The organism is Thermosulfuriphilus ammonigenes, assembly GCF_011207455.1.
Lineage (GTDB): Bacteria > Desulfobacterota > Thermodesulfobacteria > Thermodesulfobacteriales > ST65 > Thermosulfuriphilus > Thermosulfuriphilus ammonigenes.
In genome coordinates this window covers 1108609-1124533 of the sequence record NZ_CP048877.1, presented here as the reverse complement: position 1 = coordinate 1124533, position 15925 = coordinate 1108609, and the positions used below count along the sequence as shown (strand labels likewise).

The window sequence follows — 15925 nt, the reverse complement described above, 5'->3', positions numbered from 1 at the left end:
TAAAAGATCGCCATCGCTTTTGGCCGGTTTTTAGGCCAAAAAGTTAAAGCTTTTAGGCCAACGGTCGAAAAATCTTAAAGATGGTCGTTAACCGGGTTCTCCGAAATCTGGGAACAAAATCCAAGTGGTTGGTGTTGGAGATGATTTATCAGCATCCCGGTCTCTCTGGTCGGGAGATTGCCCGAAGGGTTGATCTTTCCTGGGCTCCGGTCAAGGAGGCCCTTGATGACTTGGTAGATATGGGGTTGGTAGAGTGGCGGCCTGTTGGTCGGGCCCATCTTTATTTCCCCAATCGAGAGCATCTATTTTATCCCTCTCTGGAGGCCTTCTTCAGGGGGCTGGAGGATTCCTTTGCCGGCCTTTTTGAGGAGTTGAATCTCCTCTTCAGACGGTGGGGAGGTCTGCTTCTGTCTCTGGCCGTCTTTCCCGAGAAGGTCTTGGCTGTTTTTGAGGACCATTCCGGCCTGCCCTCCGGCCTTAAAAAGGAGCTTGATTCTCTTTGGCAAAGAAAGGGGCTCAAGAACCTTCCTCTGGAACTTCTTCCCTTAAGCAGGGTCCAGAGGGAGTTGCCCTCTCTTTTGGTGGCCGAGGCCATCTACGGTCTAGGGGTCGATTCCCTGGCCCGGAGGCTCTCGCTAGATGAGAAGCTTAGCTTTTTTGACTTTTGAAAATGGCCCGAAAGATTGTCTTCAGTAACCGTAAGGGTGGGGTGGGCAAGACGACTTCAGCGGTCAACGTGGCCGCCGGTCTTTGCCTTCAGGGCCAGCGGGTTCTTCTGGTTGATGTCGACAGTCAGGCCCACGCCTCTTTGGCTTTAGGGGTCAGGCCCCCCGGGGGGATTGATCTTTTGGCCTTTATCTCCGGAGACTCAAAGGCCTGTCTGTCGGTGCGCCCGGGTCTCTTTCTGGTGCCGGCCTCTTCCCGGCTTTCCCGCTATGAGGCCGAGGCTTTGAGGCGCCCCCGGGAGCTCCTTCGTCTGCGAGAGGCTCTGGCCGAAAAGGACCGAGACTTTGACTTCGTAATCATCGATTCTCCACCCAATCCCGGGGTTCTAACCCTTTCAGCCCTTTTGGCTGCTGAGGAGGTTATTGCTCCCATGCCGCTTCATTTTCTGGCCTTAAAAGGGCTGGCCGAGACCCAGGCCCTGATTGAAAAGGTCCGCCGTAACAATCCGAGACTTCATTTGGCCGGAGTCCTGCCCACTTTTTTTAGCCCTCAGTTGCGGCATGTGCGGGCGGTTAAGCAGGAGATCCAGAAGGTATTCGGGGAGAGGATTCTACTGCCACCGATAAGAAACAGTGTTCGGCTGGCCGAGGCCCCTAGCTTTGGCCAGACCATCTTTGAGTATGCTCCGGAGAGTCCCGTAGCCGATGATTACAGGCGGGTAGTTATGGCCATTTTGGAGGCAAGGAATGTCCCGGAAGAAAGAGTCGCTGGGAACATCGCTTGAGACCCTCTTAACCCTGGCCCGTGAGGATAATTTAGGGGAGCTCCCGGTCTCAGAGGAAGGGGGCTCTCAGGGGGCGTTGCCGGAGCCCCTTTACCGTAAAGGCCTGGGCTATCTAAAGCAGGGGGACTACCTCCTGGCTGCGGCCCATTTTCTGGCCGCAGTCCACCTTGATCCTGGCAATCTTAAGGCCTGGAACAACTTGGCGGTGGCCTACTTTTACCTTGATCGTCCCCAGGAGGCCCGGCTGGCCCTGGAGAAGGCCCTCGAGCTTGATCCCGACAACTCCATGGCCCGGGAGAACCTGGCCCTTGTCTGTCAGGCCCTCTCCCGCCAAGGCCCCGATAAGAAAACTCAAGGAGGTCAAAAATGGGAGGAAAGAAATTAGCCCGTCCCGAAGGCAACAATCTGGCCGTGATCGAGGCCGGCGACAAACAGCCATCTCGGTTGCGGCAGTCCAAGGTGGCCGAGAAGAGAGCTCGAACCCTGGCCAGGCAGCAGGCCATTGCGGAGAAATTGGCGGCTGCCGTGGAGGAGATGAGTTCCGCCATCTCCCAGATAGTCTCTGCCAGCGAGGAGCTCGGACAAACCATGGAGACTATTGCCGCCGGAGCCGAGGAGGCCTCAAGTGCCACTGAGGAGAGCCGGGCGGCCATCACTCAGATTGAAAAGACGGCCCAGGCTTCGGCTGAAAACGTGGCCAGATTTCTGGACAAGATCCAGCAGATAGACGGCCTCATCCGCTCAAGTAGCCAGGAGATCGAGGCCATGGCCCATGAGGTAGAGAAGGCGGCGGGAAAGGCCCTTGAGTCGGCCAAACTCATTCAGGGCCTGGAGAAGAAGGGGCAGGAGATTCAAAGCATAGTTCAGGCTGTAGTCCGCATTGCTGATCAGACCAATCTTTTGGCCCTCAATGCCGCCATTGAGGCCGCCCGGGCTGGCGAACATGGGCGAGGCTTTGCCGTTGTGGCCGACGAGGTTCGCAATCTGGCCGAGATTTCAGAAAAGAGTGCCCGGGATATCCGCAATGTGGTGGCCAAGATCCAGGAGGCCGTTCAGGCGGTAGTCCAGGAGGTTCAGGAGTCGGTGGAGAAGGCCAATCTGGAGGCCGAGCGTTCGGCAGAGGTGCTCTCCTCACTTAAAGAAATTCTAGACAAAGCCGTCCAGCTTGGGGAGGCCGCCGAAAAGCTAAATGACATATCCCAGGCCATTCAGAAGAAGGCCGAGGAGTTCTTAGAGGGAGCGGAGGTGGTGGCCTCGGCCGCTGAGGAGCAGGCCTCGGCCGCTGAGGAGGCCACCAAAAATGTCAAAGAGCAGAATCAGGCCCTTCAGGATATCCAGGAGGCCTCCGAGGAGCTTTTGGAGCTGGCCGAGGAGCTAAGGGTCTCTACCGACAGCCAAAAGTCAGCCGAGACCCTGGCGGCAGCGGCTGAGCAGCTTTCGGCCAGTATCGAGCAGTGCAGCAAAAGTGCCGAGGAAATTGCCCTGGCTATAAGGCAAATTGCCGAGGGCGCAGCCGAGCAGGCCCGAGCTGCCGAAAGCGGGGCCATCGTCGGCGAAGAGCTGCTTCAGATGGCCAAAGAGGCCCACAAACTGAGCTCCCAGGTGGAGGAGATCTTCAGAGGTCTTAAAGAGGCCAGCGATAAAAATCGCAGGCTGGTGGAGCAGCTTATTGAGGGGATCAAGGAGGCCTCGGTTAAGACGGGCCAGACCGTCGAGAGAGTGGCCGGCCTTGAGCTTCTGACCCGCCAGATCGAAAAGATCGCCGAACAGATCACCATGGTCACCATTCAGACCAATATGCTGGCCGTCAATGGCTCCATCGAGGCCGCTCGAGCTGGAGAGTTTGGTCGAGGTTTCTCGGTGGTGGCCGGAGATATCCGTTCCCTGGCCAACGAAAGCGCCGAGAATGCCGAAAAAATAAAAGACATCGTCCGGGGGATAAGGGATGAAATGGTCCGGGTCCAGGATGATCTCAAGGCTTCGGCCCAGAAGGCCAGGATCCAGGCGGAGATGACTACCAGTTCGGCCAGACGCCTTGAGGATGTTTCGGTGGCCATCTCTGAGGGGATAACGGCCATCTCGGAGATCCTTACCCACACCGATGAGATGCTGGCCGCGATCGATCAGGCTAGCAAAGGCGTAGAGCAGATTGCCTCGGCCGCCGAGGAGGCCAGCAGGGCCACCCAGGAGGCCTCTACCGCCGCCGAGGAGATAAAGACAGGCATTGCCCAGATCGCTCAGGCCGTAGAGGAAATTGCCGGGGACGCCGACGAACTGCAGAACATGTAAGGGGTGATGCCATGGTTTCCCAATCTGGCCAGTCCGGTGTTTGTCAGTTGGTGGTCTTCCGGCTGAAAGGAGAGGAGTTTGCCCTGGATATAGCCTCGGTGCGGGAGATCGTTCGGGCCCAGAGGCTCACTCCGGTTCCTCTGACTCCTCCCTTTATTCTGGGGCTTACCAATCTGCGGGGTCAGATTATCCCGGTGGTGGATGTCCGTCTCAGGTTGGGTCTTGAGGCCTCAGCCATTGATGATCGCTCCCGACTCTTGGTGGTTGAGCTTGAAGGCCACCCGAGTGGACTTTTGGTAGATGAGGTTCGGGAGGTGCTCACCGTGGGGGAGGAAACCTTTGCCCCGCCCCCTTCATTGGGGGGAGATCTTGAGGGCCTGGTGGCCAGAGTAGCTAAACCCGGCGGCGGGCGCATGATTCAGGTCCTTGATCTTAACAGGCTTCTTCCGTCTTTGGAGGAGAGGCCCGAGACGGCCGGGGGAAGCCTGGGTTCCTTTGGAGTGGACCAGTCCGAATCTTCCGGGAACGCCATAGCTACAGAAGAAGAGCGGCGTCTGCTTTCCTTCTTCCTGGGGGCCGAGGAATACGCCTTTGAAATAGACCATATCCAAGAGATCATTCGCTTTGAACCCCCCCAGGAAGTTCCCGAGGCCCCGGCCTATCTTCGGGGGATTATTTCTCTCCGGGGAACGGTCCTTCCGGTCTATGATTTGCGCAAGCTTTTAGGTCTTCCCCCCCTGGTAGATGAAAAGAGGCAAAAGGTCGCTCATCTGCGCCAGATCTTTGAGAACTGGCTGAAAGAGCTCACCCGGGCCATGGCCTCCGGAGGTGATCCTCCCGTGCTTGATCCGGAACGCTGTCTTTTGGGGCAGTGGCTTAAAGGGGAGCTTGAGAAGTGTCGCAGCGAAACGGAACTAGAGATCGTCCATCAGCTTCATCTCCGTCATCGGTACCTCCACAGCCTGGTCAGAGCCTATTTTACCGCAGCCCCTGATGATGTTGCCGATGAGATCTACCTTCTGACCGCCCAGATGAAGGATCTCTTTCGACGCCTGGAGGCCAAGATGGATAAGGCCGTGGCCGAGGAGGAACGGATCATCATCCTTAATGTTTCCGGAACACTGGCAGGAGTGCTGGTTGACCAGGTCCAGGAGGTTCTGGCGGTGCCTGTTGAGGCCTTGGAACGCACAGAGCTTGAAGATCTTAAGGCCATCGCCAGAATCGACCAGGGCCGGAGGATTGTTTTTGTTCTGGATAAGGAGGCCGTTGTCCCCACCGAGCCCTTAGAAGATCTTGCCGAGGGGGGAGAGAATATGAACACCAGCGAGGTTGTCGAGTTTGACGAGGAGCAGTTGGTGACTTTTTTCCTGGATGATGAGGAGTATGCCTTTCCCATCGTTCAGATCCAGGAGATAAACCGGCCGGGGGAGATCTCCCGGGTTCCCAAGACTCCGGCCTACGTAGAGGGAGTAACCAATCTCCGGGGGGAGGTCATTCCGGTGATAGACCTCCGTAAGCGTTTTGGCCTGCCACCGAGAAGCTGGGATGACCGCACCCGCCTGATCATCATCCAGTTCGGTGAACAGAAGGTCGGCCTGGTGGTTGACCGGGTAAACGAGGTCACCCGGATTCCCAGACAGCGAATCTCGCCGCCTCCAGCCCTTCTCCTCTCTCAGGTAGATTTGCGTTTTGTCTCTGCCGTGGCCCAAAGAGAGGGCGGGGGGCTGATTATTATCCTTGATGTTAACCAGATTTTCTCCTCTGAGGAGCAGAAGGAGCTCAAGGAGATGGTCCTCTCCGAAGAGGAGGGGGTAACGACTCTGGATGAGCGTCCCAGGCTGAAGATTGCCGAATAACAGGGAGGAAAGATGGCCAAGATTAAGGTTCTGGTTTGTGATGATTCGGCCCTTATGCGTCGGAGCCTGAAAAGGATTATCGAAAGCGATCCTCGTCTGGAGGTGGTCGGTACCGCTCGTGATGGCCGGGACGCTATTGAAAAGGCCCGGGCCCTGCGGCCGGATGTGATCACCCTAGACATCAATATGCCCCGGATGGATGGCCTCACGGCCCTTAAGATCCTCATCGAAGAGGGTATCGCCCCGGTGATCATGGTCTCCTCCCTGACCCAGGAGGGGGCTCCCATAACCCTTCAGGCCCTGGAGATGGGCGCCTTTGACTATGTAGCCAAGCCAGGAGGCACGGTCTCGGTAAACATGGAGGCGGTGGCCCGAGAGCTGATCGCCAAGATCAAGGCCGCCGCTCGTTCGGGGACGGCCGGGCGTCTGAGACGCCGCAGTCAGGTAAAGACTCCGGTGTCAAAGGAACCCCGGCTGCTGAAACCCCTCCGGCCCCAGGTTCCTTCGCTCTCCAAGGGAGAACTCCCCCCTTTTGCCGCGGTGGCCATTGGAATATCCACCGGAGGGCCGAAGACCATATTTGAGGTTCTTCCGTATCTTCCGGAAGACCTGCCAGCGGCGGTTTTCCTTGTACAGCACATGCCCCCCACCTTTACAGAATCCTATGCCCAGAGGCTTGATAAGCGCTGTCAGATAAAGGTGCTCCATGCGGAAACCGGCCTTAAAGTCGAGCCCGGTGTCTGCTTCGTAGGCAAGGGAGGCTATCACCTGACAGTTTTCCGCAAGGTTCGGGGAGATCTCATCATCCGCAACACCAAAACCCCCCGGCATCTTTTCATGCCCTCGGTAGATGTAATGATGGATTCGGTCCTTTCAGTCTTTGGTCCTCAGACGGTGGGGGTTCTCATGACCGGAATGGGAGACGACGGAGCGGACGCGATGGTCCGGATCCGGCAGGCTGGGGGGATCACCATTGCCGAAAGCGAAGAGAGCGCCATTGTTTTCGGTATGCCTCGAGAGGCTATCCGGCGGGGAGGGGCCGATATTGTGGCCCCCAGCTGGGAGATTGCCGGTCATATTGTTCAGGCCGTAGAGCAGATCATCCGTAAAAGGCAGGTGGCTTGAATCCTATGGTCGGAGTCTCTGTGCTCGAAGACAACTTAAAGGATGAATCCCTTATTCTGGGGCTCCTTGATCGCCATCCTATCGGGGTGGCGGCTGTCTTCAAGCGCAAGATAGTCTTTGCCTCCAAAGGGTTGGCCCGTCTTTTCGGCTGGCGCCGGGAGGAGATGATTGGTCGCTCCACCAGAATATTTTTTAGTGACCGGGCCTCCTGGGAGGCCTTCGGTGAGAGGCTTTACCGATTGCTGGAAGAAAGGGACGATGTTGTTCTTGAGTGGCCTCTGCAGAAAAAAGATGGCTCACCTATTATCTGCGAGATCATCACCCGCAGACTTCGTCCTCTGGGAGATGACTGGATAGTTCTTTCTACTATTCGGGATATTACTGCTGAGAAGCGTTCCTTAAGACGTCTTAAGGCCCGGAGCTCCAGCCTGCGTCTCGAGTTGTCGGGGGCCCTTGAGGCCTTGCGGCGAGAGAAAGATTTTCTCCGCCGAATCATTGACCTTGTTCCGGCAGGAATCGGTGTCTGGGGTCCCAAGGGGCCGGTCTTAAAAAACGAGCTCCTCAGGGGGCTTCTGGGGGAGAACATTCCCCGGGAGATCCCCCATCTCGTGGGTCGGCTTATCAGGGGAGCCGGCAGGGTCTTCCGTTTTGAGGAGGAGATTCAGGGACGGCATCTCCTTTTTACTCTTTCTCCGATAGATGACCAGAACATCCTTCTTGTCGTCGAGGATTTGACCTCCTGCGTAAAGATGCGAGAGGGCCTTGAGACTTTGGCCCAGGCCAAGGCCTCTCATCTTCTTTCGCAGGAACGTCTGGCTCTGATGGGCCGCCTTCTGGCCGGACTCACTCACGAGATCAACACCCCCCTTACTTTCATGAAGACCAATATCCAGATCTTTGGGGCCTACGTCGAGGGGCTCAGGCGTTTGCTCGAAGGGGCGGAACTGGCCGGGGAGAAGAGAAAAACCATTGACAAAATTATCTCTGAGATCAGGGACATAACCAAGTCTTTAGAGATGGGGGCGGAAAGAATCGCGGAGATTATCACCTCCGTGAAAAATCTGGGGCGGAAGGAATCCTTTAATGAAGAGATTGATCTCGGCCAGGCCCTCCACGAGGCCCTCATCCTTACCCACAACAAGATCAAACATCACCTCCGGGTGTTCATAAACGGAGAGCCCTACAATCGCCAAAAGGGTGTCCCTTTGCTGGGAGTTTACACCACTGGGCGCCGCTCCTTGCTGGTTCAAATGATGGTCATCCTCATTAATAACGCCGCCGAGGCCGCCCAGAGAAGGCGGGTTAAGGGAGCCACCCTGGAGATAAATGTCGAGGATATTTACCCCCGGGTGGTTCTTACCTTTCGAGACAACTGCGGCGGAGTGCCCGAGGAGGAGCTGTCTCGAATCTTTGAGAGCTTTTACTCCACCAAAGAGGAAGGCACCGGCCTGGGCCTTTATATCCTTAAAGAAATTGTCAACTCCCTCGAGGGAACCCTGGAGGTGGAATGCCCAAAGGAGCCAGAGGGTCTTTTGTTTAGAATTGTTCTAAGTGGGGGGGGGGGGGGGGTAGAAAGAATTTTTAATAAGACTTTTTACAAAGGAGTCCAAGATGGCCATCAAGGTATTGGTACTGGATGACGAGCCAGAGATCCTTGAGTCTTTGAGGCGTCTGCTCGAGCTTGACGGAAGGTTCGAGCCCCTGGTGACCACCAGTCCCCAGGAGGCCCTCTCTCTGGTGGCCAGAGAGAAGATTCAGATCATTATCTGCGACATCGTTATGCCGGAGATGGATGGGCTGGAGTTCCTGGAGCGGGCCCATTCCATAAACGGCCTTGTCCAGATCATCATGATGACTGCCTACTCCTCAGTGGATCGGGTCCTTACCTGTTTGGAGAAGGGAGCGGCGGACTACCTTATGAAACCCTTTGATATCCATGAAGTCCGCAAGGTGCTCGATCAGGTGGTCCAACGCCTGGAGAGATGGCGAGAGCTGGTCATAGAGGCCCGGCGTCGGGAGATAAATCCAGAAGAGGTGGCTCGCCCCACCTCTGGCAGGCAACGGGGAGAGAGCCCCGAGGAGCGTCTGGAGTTTCTGGAGGAACTTCTGGCTCAAAGGCCGCCTGATCTTCCGTTTCGGCTTCTTGAATGGCTGGAGGAAGAGGATGATCAGCTCGTAAGGGAAAGAATCCTTGAGGAGTTAGGCCAGAGACTGGCTCAGGAGGAAGACGAAAGGCTCCTTAAACTCATGCTCTCCTCTCCTCAGGCCTATATTCGCAACGGGGCCATTGACCTGGCTCAGGATCTTGGCCCTCAGATCTTGCCCCACCTTGAGAGACTGGCCAGAGATGAGGATAAGGATCTACGGAAACTCGTTCTGGATATTGCCGTCCAGATAAATGATCCCCGGGCCGAACGGCTTCTTCTTGAGGCCCTGGATGATGAGGAGACCAATGTCCGGATAACAGCCGCCGAATATCTGGGCCAAAAGGGCGTAAGGGAGGCCATCCCCCGACTTGAAGAGATGGCCATCAGGGAGGAGGACGAGATGGCCCGCGGGGTGGCCCTTGAGGCCCTGGCCGCCCTTAAGGAATCACCGCGGGCCAGGGAGGTAATCTCCCTTCTTAAAGAAGAGGCCAGTCCGGTGCTTCTTCACTCCTTCCTTAAGTATTTGGCCCGGTTTGGCAACAAGAAGGATCTTGGCTGGCTCTCTAAGGGGATAAGGGAGGGGAGGGTGCCTCTTGCCCGCGAGAGCCTTGAAGCCCTTGTCCTCCTCCTAAAGCGTCACGGCCAGCGTCCCTCCAAGGGACTCTTGGCCTACCTTACGCAAAAAGCGGGTGATCTCTCTGATTCTCTGGAGGTCTATCTTCTCCTCCAGGTGGTGGCCATGGGAGACCAGCAGGCGGCCAGTTCCCTGGCCGGTGAGCTTCTCAATGGACCCATTGAGGTAGCCACGGGGGCCATCAACTTTTTGGCCGAATACGGCACCTCCGAAGATAGGCAGCGTCTTGAGACCCTGGCCCGGGAAAGCAAGCGCCCCGAAATCCAGCAGACCATTGAAGACGTTTTGGAGCTCTAAGGGAGGGCAGAGTGATAGGAGTCAGGCTCAAGCGGCGAGGAGAGAGGGAGTTCGATCTGGATATCAGCTCTTTTCTCAAGCTCAGGGATTTTATTTATCGGCGAACCGGAATCTTTTTTGAGGAAAAGAAGCTTTACTTTGTCAAAAAGAGGGTCAAGGCCCACATGGAGGCCTTGGGCTTTGACGACTTTGATGCCTATTATCGCTTCTTACGTTTTCGGGACGATGGTAGTGCCTTTCAGGAGCTGATAAATAGCCTGACCACCAATGAGACTTATTTCTTTCGGGAGTTTGATCAGCTGGCTGTCTTTGCCGAAGAGTGTCTTCCTCTTGTTTGTGAGCGGAAACTTTCCCGCGGTAGCCGTCGTCTCCGAATCTGGTCTGCGGGCTGTTCTACCGGAGAAGAGCCTTATACCCTGGCCATTATCCTTTGGGAGATGATCGACGATTTACCCCGCTGGGACGCCCGGATAGAGGCCACCGATATCGACACTAATGCCCTGGCTCGGGCCCAGGAGGGAGTTTATGGCCCCAGATCGGTAAGAAATGTCCCCCCAGAATACCTGGAGCGCTACTTCATCCGCCAGGGAGATCAATATCGGGTAAAAGATCAGGTTCGTTCTTTAGTGAAGTTTTACCAGCTAAACCTTTTTGATCATCAGCGCATGAGCCAGATGAAAGGCTTTGATTTTATTTTCTGTCGCAACGTGCTCATCTATTTTGATGAGAGGGCCCGCAGGGAGGTGGTCGCCCATTTCTACCGGGCCTTGACTCCCGGGGGCTTTATCTTCCTGGGACACTCGGAATCCCTTTCGCGTATCACCTCGGCCTTCAAACCGCGCCGACTGGGAGGGATGATCGTCTATCAAAAACCAGAAGGAGATCAGGAGGCGATATGATCGAAACTCCTGTCAGGAAGAGACTTTTAAGGAAAGAAGGCCCCAGAAGCCCCAGAGAGGCCTCTCCACCTCGAAAGAAGGTTCTTATTGTCGATGATTCGGAGATGGTTCGTAACTTTCACAGCTATATTCTTCGGGATGCCGGTTTTGAGGTCCGGACGGCCGCTGATGGGGCCGAGGCTCTGGAGGCCTTTCTGGCCGATAGCTTTGATCTCATCATTACGGACATCAATATGCCCCGTATGGATGGTCTGACCCTTATCCGGCGCATAAGAGAGATAGACGCCACGGTACCCATAATCATCGTCTCAACCGAAGATGAGGCCACTGACAAGCAGGCCGGCTATGATGCCGGGGCCAATTTTTATGTGGTCAAACCGGCCAAACCATCCATCCTAATCGAGAATGTCCGGTTTCTTACGGAGTGAAGGAGGTGGGTAGAATGCAGGTGACCATCAGAGCCGATGAGCTGGATGTTCTCCGAGGCTTCCTGGAGGAGGCCTGGGAGCATCTGGACGGTATTGAGGACAAGATTTTGGAGCTTGAGGAGCATCCAGACCCAGAGACAGTAAACGCCATCTTTCGCCCCATTCACACTATTAAGGGGACAGCGGCCTTTCTGGGGCTCAACGACATTAAGCAACTCTGTCACCAGACCGAGACCCTTCTGGATCTTATCCGCAAAAACGAGCTGGGAGTAAACTCCGAGGTTGTGGACGTTCTCCTGAATGCCGTGGACCTTATCTCTCAGATGCTCCGGGCTACTGAAGAGGCCCTTGAGGCCGCCAACCAGGACGGAGAGGAAGTAGTGCTGGACATCGCTGAAATAGACTACCAAGAGGCCCTTGAGGCGATAGAAAAGGCCAAAGAAGGAGGACCCACCGGTGAGGGGGAGCCTCCCCAGGAAGAGGCGAAATTATCTCCTGCTGAGGCCGCGGCCAGGGTGCAGTTCCCGCCGGAAATGGAAGAACAATTTCGAGAGGAGGCCGAAGAGCACCTGGCCAATGTGGAAAAAATCCTCCTTCGTCTTGAATCCGGACACCCTGAAGACGACGACCTGAACGAGCTCTTTCGTTCGCTCCACACCCTTAAAGGAAACGCTGGTGTGCTCCTCTCTACTATAGAAGACGAGGCCCTGGCCCGGGCCCATCCCCTTTTTGTCTTCAAGGAGGAAGCCCATCGGGCGGAGGAGCTTGTCCAGAGGTGTCGAGATGAAGGGCGTCTTCCTGAACGACAGGAGCTAGATATCCTCCTTAAGGCTGTAGATCGCCTGCGGGCCCTTATGGAGGGTCAGGTTGAGTCTTCAGCCTTAGAAGGTGCCCCGAAGGGGGCGGAGGAGACCCCGCCTATGCCCCCGGTGGAGGTGGACACTGATAGAATAGAAGTCCTCCTTAATGCCCTCTCCCAGGCCATGGAGGCGGCCCGGGTGGGGCTTGAGGAGATCAAAAAAAGAGACAAGAGAAAGACGGCCCTGGCTAAAGTGGGGCGGGCCTTTGAGCTCATCATCAAAATCGCTGAGAAGACCGGTAACGAGAAAGTCCGGGAGGAGGCCGAAAAATCTTATAACATCATAGATTTTATGGCCAACAACGAGGAGCCCGAAGATCATGAAGAGATCCTCATTGAAGGCATAAAAGAAGGTTTTCACCTCTTTGAGGAGCTTAAAGAAGACCTGAAAAAACAGCTACAAAAAGAGGCCCCAAAGAGCTCCCCTGCGGCCTCCTCCAGCTCCACCACCCTTCAATCTTCCAAGAAGGTTGCCTCGCCAGGAGGGGCCCAGCGCACTGCTGAGAGCAAGGCCAGGCAGGTCATCAAGGTTCCCCAGGAGCGTCTTGATAAGCTCATGAACCTTGTCGGTGAGCTAGTTGTCAGTAAGAACAACTTTTCCTCCCTGGCCCGAGAGGTGGCCGTAGATTACGGCCTGGCCGCTCTGGCCCAGAAGATTAAAGAATTCGGTGACGGGATAAGTCGTCTGGTGGATGAGCTCCAGGCGACTATCATGTCTGTCCGCATGGTTCCGGTGTCTCAGGTGTTCTCCCGCTTTCCGCGAATGATTCGGGATCTTTCCAAGAAACTGGGCAAAAAAATGCGTCTGGAGATAAGCGGTGAAGAGACAGAATTAGACAAGACCATCATTGAATCTCTGGGAGACCCCCTGGTCCATCTTATTCGTAACGCCGCTGATCATGGTCTAGAACCTCCCGAGGAAAGACGCCAGCGGGGAAAGCCCGAAGAGGGGACTATCTGGTTGCGGGCCTATAACAAAGGTCAGAGCGTGATCATCGAAATTGAAGATGATGGTCGGGGCATTGATCCTCATAAGATCCGGGCCAAGGCTTTGGAACGCGGACTTCTCTCCTCAGAGGAGCTGGAGCGTTTGGATGACCGGGAGATCATCAATCTTATCTTCCGGCCCGGCTTCTCCACTGCTGAAAAGGTCAGTGAAGTCTCTGGTCGAGGGGTGGGCATGGATGTCGTCCGGACGGCCATAGAAAGAATTGGGGGGTCAGTAGAGCTGGAGAGCCGCCTGGGAGAGGGAACCAAGATTATCCTTAAGCTTCCCTTGACCCTGGCCATAAGCAAAGGTCTGGAGGTGGAAACCGCTGGAGAGCGTTATTACATTCCCCTTGACTACGTGGTGGAAACTGTCAAGGCCCCCCGGGAGGCTATCCACTGGCACCGAGGCCAGGCCCTGGTACTCATCCGTGGCTACCTCCTGCCCCTCTTTGATCTGGCAGAGCTTTTAGATGCCGGCAGCTCGGTCTTTTCAGAGGAAGACAGCGGAGAGATTCCCTTGGTGGTGCTCAACCTCGGGGCCAAGAAATTGGCCCTTAAGGTGGATCGCTTCTACAACGAAAGCGAGTTTGTCCTCAAACCCTTAACCGGCCTTTTAGAGGGCCTGACCGGGTTCTCGGGGGCTACGGTTACCGGAGAGGGCCGGGTGCTTCTGGTGCTCGATCCTCCGAAGCTTATTAACTAAAGGTCTGGCCAATCCTCAAAGAATGTTTAGTTTTACCTAATCATATCGGGAATGCCGAAAATGACTGAGGCCGACGCACGGATTGAATATCTCGTTGCCCGTCACCTCCCCGAGCCAGTCCTGGTCCTTGATGACCAGAAGGCCTTGGTTTTTGCCAACGGCCGGGCCAAAGAACTTTTCTCCGGCCAGCTTGAGGAGATCGTGCCTACGTTGCCTCTTTGGACCGGAGGGCGCTATCGTCGCTTCTTTTGGAAGAGACGGGTCTTTGAGACCCTCTGTGAGGAGGTCAGGCACCAGAGTAGCCTTTACCTTATTGTCATTCTCCGGGATATCACGGCCAGCTATCATCTTCAGAGCTTTTTAAGCGACTCTGAGAGCCACTATCGGGAACTCTTCAACTCTGTCCCTGTAGGGCTTCTCCTTCTTAGCCCTGAGGGCCAGGTCAAAGACGCCAACGAGACGGCGGTGGGGCTTTTGGGATATCGGAGCTCCTGGAAGCTTAAAAGGCTTTCCGTTGAGCAGGTTGTTCCTGACCTCAAGCTGCGGAATCTCCTGCGGGAGGGAGGCTCCTTTGAGGGACGAGTCCAACTTCGTCGGGCCGATGGGGCTACTTTTTGGGCCTATGTCAAGTTGATCTGTTCTTCGGTAGGGCGTCGCTGTCTCCTGGCCTTTATGGACGTAAGCCAGCTGGTGGCTGCCGAAGAGCGCCTTCAGGTGGCCCAGCGCCTTGAGACCCTGGGGCGGCTGGCCGCTGGAGTGGCCCATGATTTTAACAACGTTCTGACCATCTTTGCTTCCGGGCTTGAGTTCTTAAAACTTCGCTACCTTCAGGCCAAGGAGGAATGCCGTCCACCTTCAAGCTCTCTTTTGGAGATGGCCGGCATTCTGGAGAAGATGGATCAGGGCCTGGATCGGGCCAGGTCTCTTACCGACCGGATCCTCTTTTTCGCCCGCGGAGGTCTTAAAAAGAAAGAACTTATTGAGGTAGGGGAGTTTGTGCGTCGGTTCACGGATATAAGTCGGGCCCTTCTCGGCCCCGGGGTGGCATTTCACCTGGAGCTACCCGAGGGCCCCCTTTACATTTTGGCTGATCCGAGTTCCCTGGAGCATGTCTTCTACAATCTCCTCACCAATGCCAGAGATGCCCTTGGGGGAGAAGGTGAAGTCCGTCTGCGGATCTATCGCCAATATCTGGCCACGGATAAAAGGCTTCCCTGGGGAGAAATCCCTGCCGGAGGTTATGTGGTTTTTGAGGTTACAGACAATGGTTGCGGTATCGCCGCCGAAGATCTCCCCCATATCTTTGAACCCTTCTACACCACAAAAGAGCCTGGCAAGGGGACGGGGCTTGGTCTGGCTACAGTCTTCCAAATTGTTAGGACCTTTGATGGCCAGATTGAGGTAGAAAGTGCTCCGGGTAAAGGGGCGACCTTTCGGATCTATCTCCCTGAAGCCAGTGGCCGGGAGAAAGTCCCAGAGGCAAGCTCCAAAAAGACAGTTAGCCCTCGAATCAGGAAGGTTCTGATCATCGATGATGAAGAGTCCTTGCTGGAATTGATGGCCCAATCCTTAAAGGACCTGGGGCTTGAAGTCCAGGTGGCCAGCAAGTGCGAAGCCCTCTCCCGCCTGGCGTCTCGCTTTGGTGATGTGGAGCTAGTAGTCATGGACTACTATATGCCCGGACTCTCGGGTAAAGATTGCCTGCGGGAGATCCGACGTCTTTTCCCCCGAGCCAAGGTGGTGGTCTCAAGTGGCTATCTCTCAGAAGAGCTCAAAGAAGAGGCCCAGGCCCTTGGAGCGAGCGGTTTTTTGCGGAAGCCATACCGCCTTCATGAACTGCTTCAATTTATGGCTACCTGATATACGGGCATCAAATAGCCGTTCTCATTTTTCGGAACGAAAAATGGGAACGGATCCTAATAGATTTGCCAGCTCAAATGGCCGGATAGGAGACAAGGGGCTGAGTCCAAATCTTTGCGGAATCGGTGGTTTTGTCCCGACCAGATTTAAAAAGTTTTGTTCTGGGATCAGGAGATTAGGGGACGAGGGGAATCGAACCTCCTTCCCGGTTTAACCCGGGAACAAGCGGGTTTGCAGCCCGCCGGGTGCCCAGCACCATCGTCCCCTCATTACAAATACTTAGCGGTGTTTGATTGCTATTTCAAATAGATTCTATCGATAACATCTATGATAACCTTTCGCTTTCTCTTATAAAAGATGCTAATTGACGCCGCTCAAGGGGCCTCTT

Annotated in this window: 12 protein-coding genes, 1 tRNA gene and 1 pseudogene; 13 read left to right on the top strand and 1 reads right to left on the bottom strand. The window is 55.4% G+C overall.

Annotation, left to right across the window (positions count from 1 at the left end):
* The first annotated feature begins 80 nt into the window (after window positions 1-80).
* From G4V39_RS05495 to G4V39_RS05440, 13 genes and pseudogenes are all read left to right on the top strand, one after another.
* Window positions 81-668: a winged helix-turn-helix domain-containing protein gene (locus G4V39_RS05495; RefSeq protein ID WP_166031972.1), complete on the top strand. Its 588-nt coding sequence runs from the start codon at window positions 81-83 to the stop codon at window positions 666-668.
* Between the two features lie 2 nt (window positions 669-670).
* Complete coding sequence (locus tag G4V39_RS05490; protein ID WP_166031971.1) at window positions 671-1450, top strand: ParA family protein; 780 nt, start codon at window positions 671-673, stop codon at window positions 1448-1450.
* Window positions 1413-1835 carry a tetratricopeptide repeat protein gene (locus G4V39_RS05485; protein ID WP_166031970.1) on the top strand — a complete coding sequence of 141 codons (423 nt, stop codon included), beginning with the start codon at window positions 1413-1415 and terminating at the stop codon, window positions 1833-1835. The genes G4V39_RS05490 and G4V39_RS05485 overlap by 38 nt, the downstream gene beginning before the upstream one ends.
* A gap of 491 nt (window positions 1836-2326) precedes the next feature.
* Window positions 2327-2617, top strand: a pseudogene (locus G4V39_RS11445) (methyl-accepting chemotaxis protein); the annotation flags it as partial.
* A 402-nt stretch (window positions 2618-3019) separates the two neighbouring features.
* Entirely contained in the window at window positions 3020-3739 is a 720-nt protein-coding gene (locus tag G4V39_RS11440; RefSeq protein WP_425505351.1) for a methyl-accepting chemotaxis protein, read from the top strand.
* An 11-nt stretch (window positions 3740-3750) separates the two neighbouring features.
* Complete coding sequence (locus G4V39_RS05475) at window positions 3751-5595, top strand: chemotaxis protein CheW (RefSeq protein ID WP_166031968.1); 1845 nt, start codon at window positions 3751-3753, stop codon at window positions 5593-5595.
* A gap of 12 nt (window positions 5596-5607) precedes the next feature.
* A complete protein-coding gene (locus G4V39_RS05470; RefSeq protein ID WP_166031967.1) occupies window positions 5608-6720 on the top strand; it encodes a protein-glutamate methylesterase/protein-glutamine glutaminase in 1113 nt (370 codons plus the stop codon).
* Between the two features lie 5 nt (window positions 6721-6725).
* A complete protein-coding gene (locus tag G4V39_RS05465; protein ID WP_166031966.1) occupies window positions 6726-8360 on the top strand; it encodes a PAS domain-containing sensor histidine kinase in 1635 nt (544 codons plus the stop codon).
* Window positions 8332-9798, top strand: coding sequence for a response regulator (locus G4V39_RS05460; protein ID WP_166031965.1), 1467 nt, complete (start codon window positions 8332-8334; stop codon window positions 9796-9798). The genes G4V39_RS05465 and G4V39_RS05460 overlap by 29 nt, the downstream gene beginning before the upstream one ends.
* A gap of 11 nt (window positions 9799-9809) precedes the next feature.
* Window positions 9810-10697 (top strand): CheR family methyltransferase, encoded by an 888-nt coding sequence (locus tag G4V39_RS05455; protein WP_210412194.1) that lies wholly within the window; start codon window positions 9810-9812, stop codon window positions 10695-10697.
* Window positions 10694-11125 carry a response regulator gene (locus G4V39_RS05450; RefSeq protein ID WP_166031964.1) on the top strand — a complete coding sequence of 144 codons (432 nt, stop codon included), beginning with the start codon at window positions 10694-10696 and terminating at the stop codon, window positions 11123-11125. Before G4V39_RS05455 ends, G4V39_RS05450 begins: the two co-directional genes overlap by 4 nt.
* A 14-nt stretch (window positions 11126-11139) precedes the next feature.
* Window positions 11140-13677 (top strand): chemotaxis protein CheA, encoded by a 2538-nt coding sequence (locus G4V39_RS05445; protein WP_166031963.1) that lies wholly within the window; start codon window positions 11140-11142, stop codon window positions 13675-13677.
* Window positions 13678-13728: 51 nt separating this feature from the next.
* Window positions 13729-15537 carry a hybrid sensor histidine kinase/response regulator gene (locus tag G4V39_RS05440; protein ID WP_166031962.1) on the top strand — a complete coding sequence of 603 codons (1809 nt, stop codon included), beginning with the start codon at window positions 13729-13731 and terminating at the stop codon, window positions 15535-15537.
* A gap of 177 nt (window positions 15538-15714) precedes the next feature.
* On the opposite strand, the gene G4V39_RS05435 is transcribed toward G4V39_RS05440, so the two are convergent.
* Window positions 15715-15803 (bottom strand) — tRNA-Cys (locus G4V39_RS05435).
* Window positions 15804-15925 lie beyond the last annotated feature (122 nt).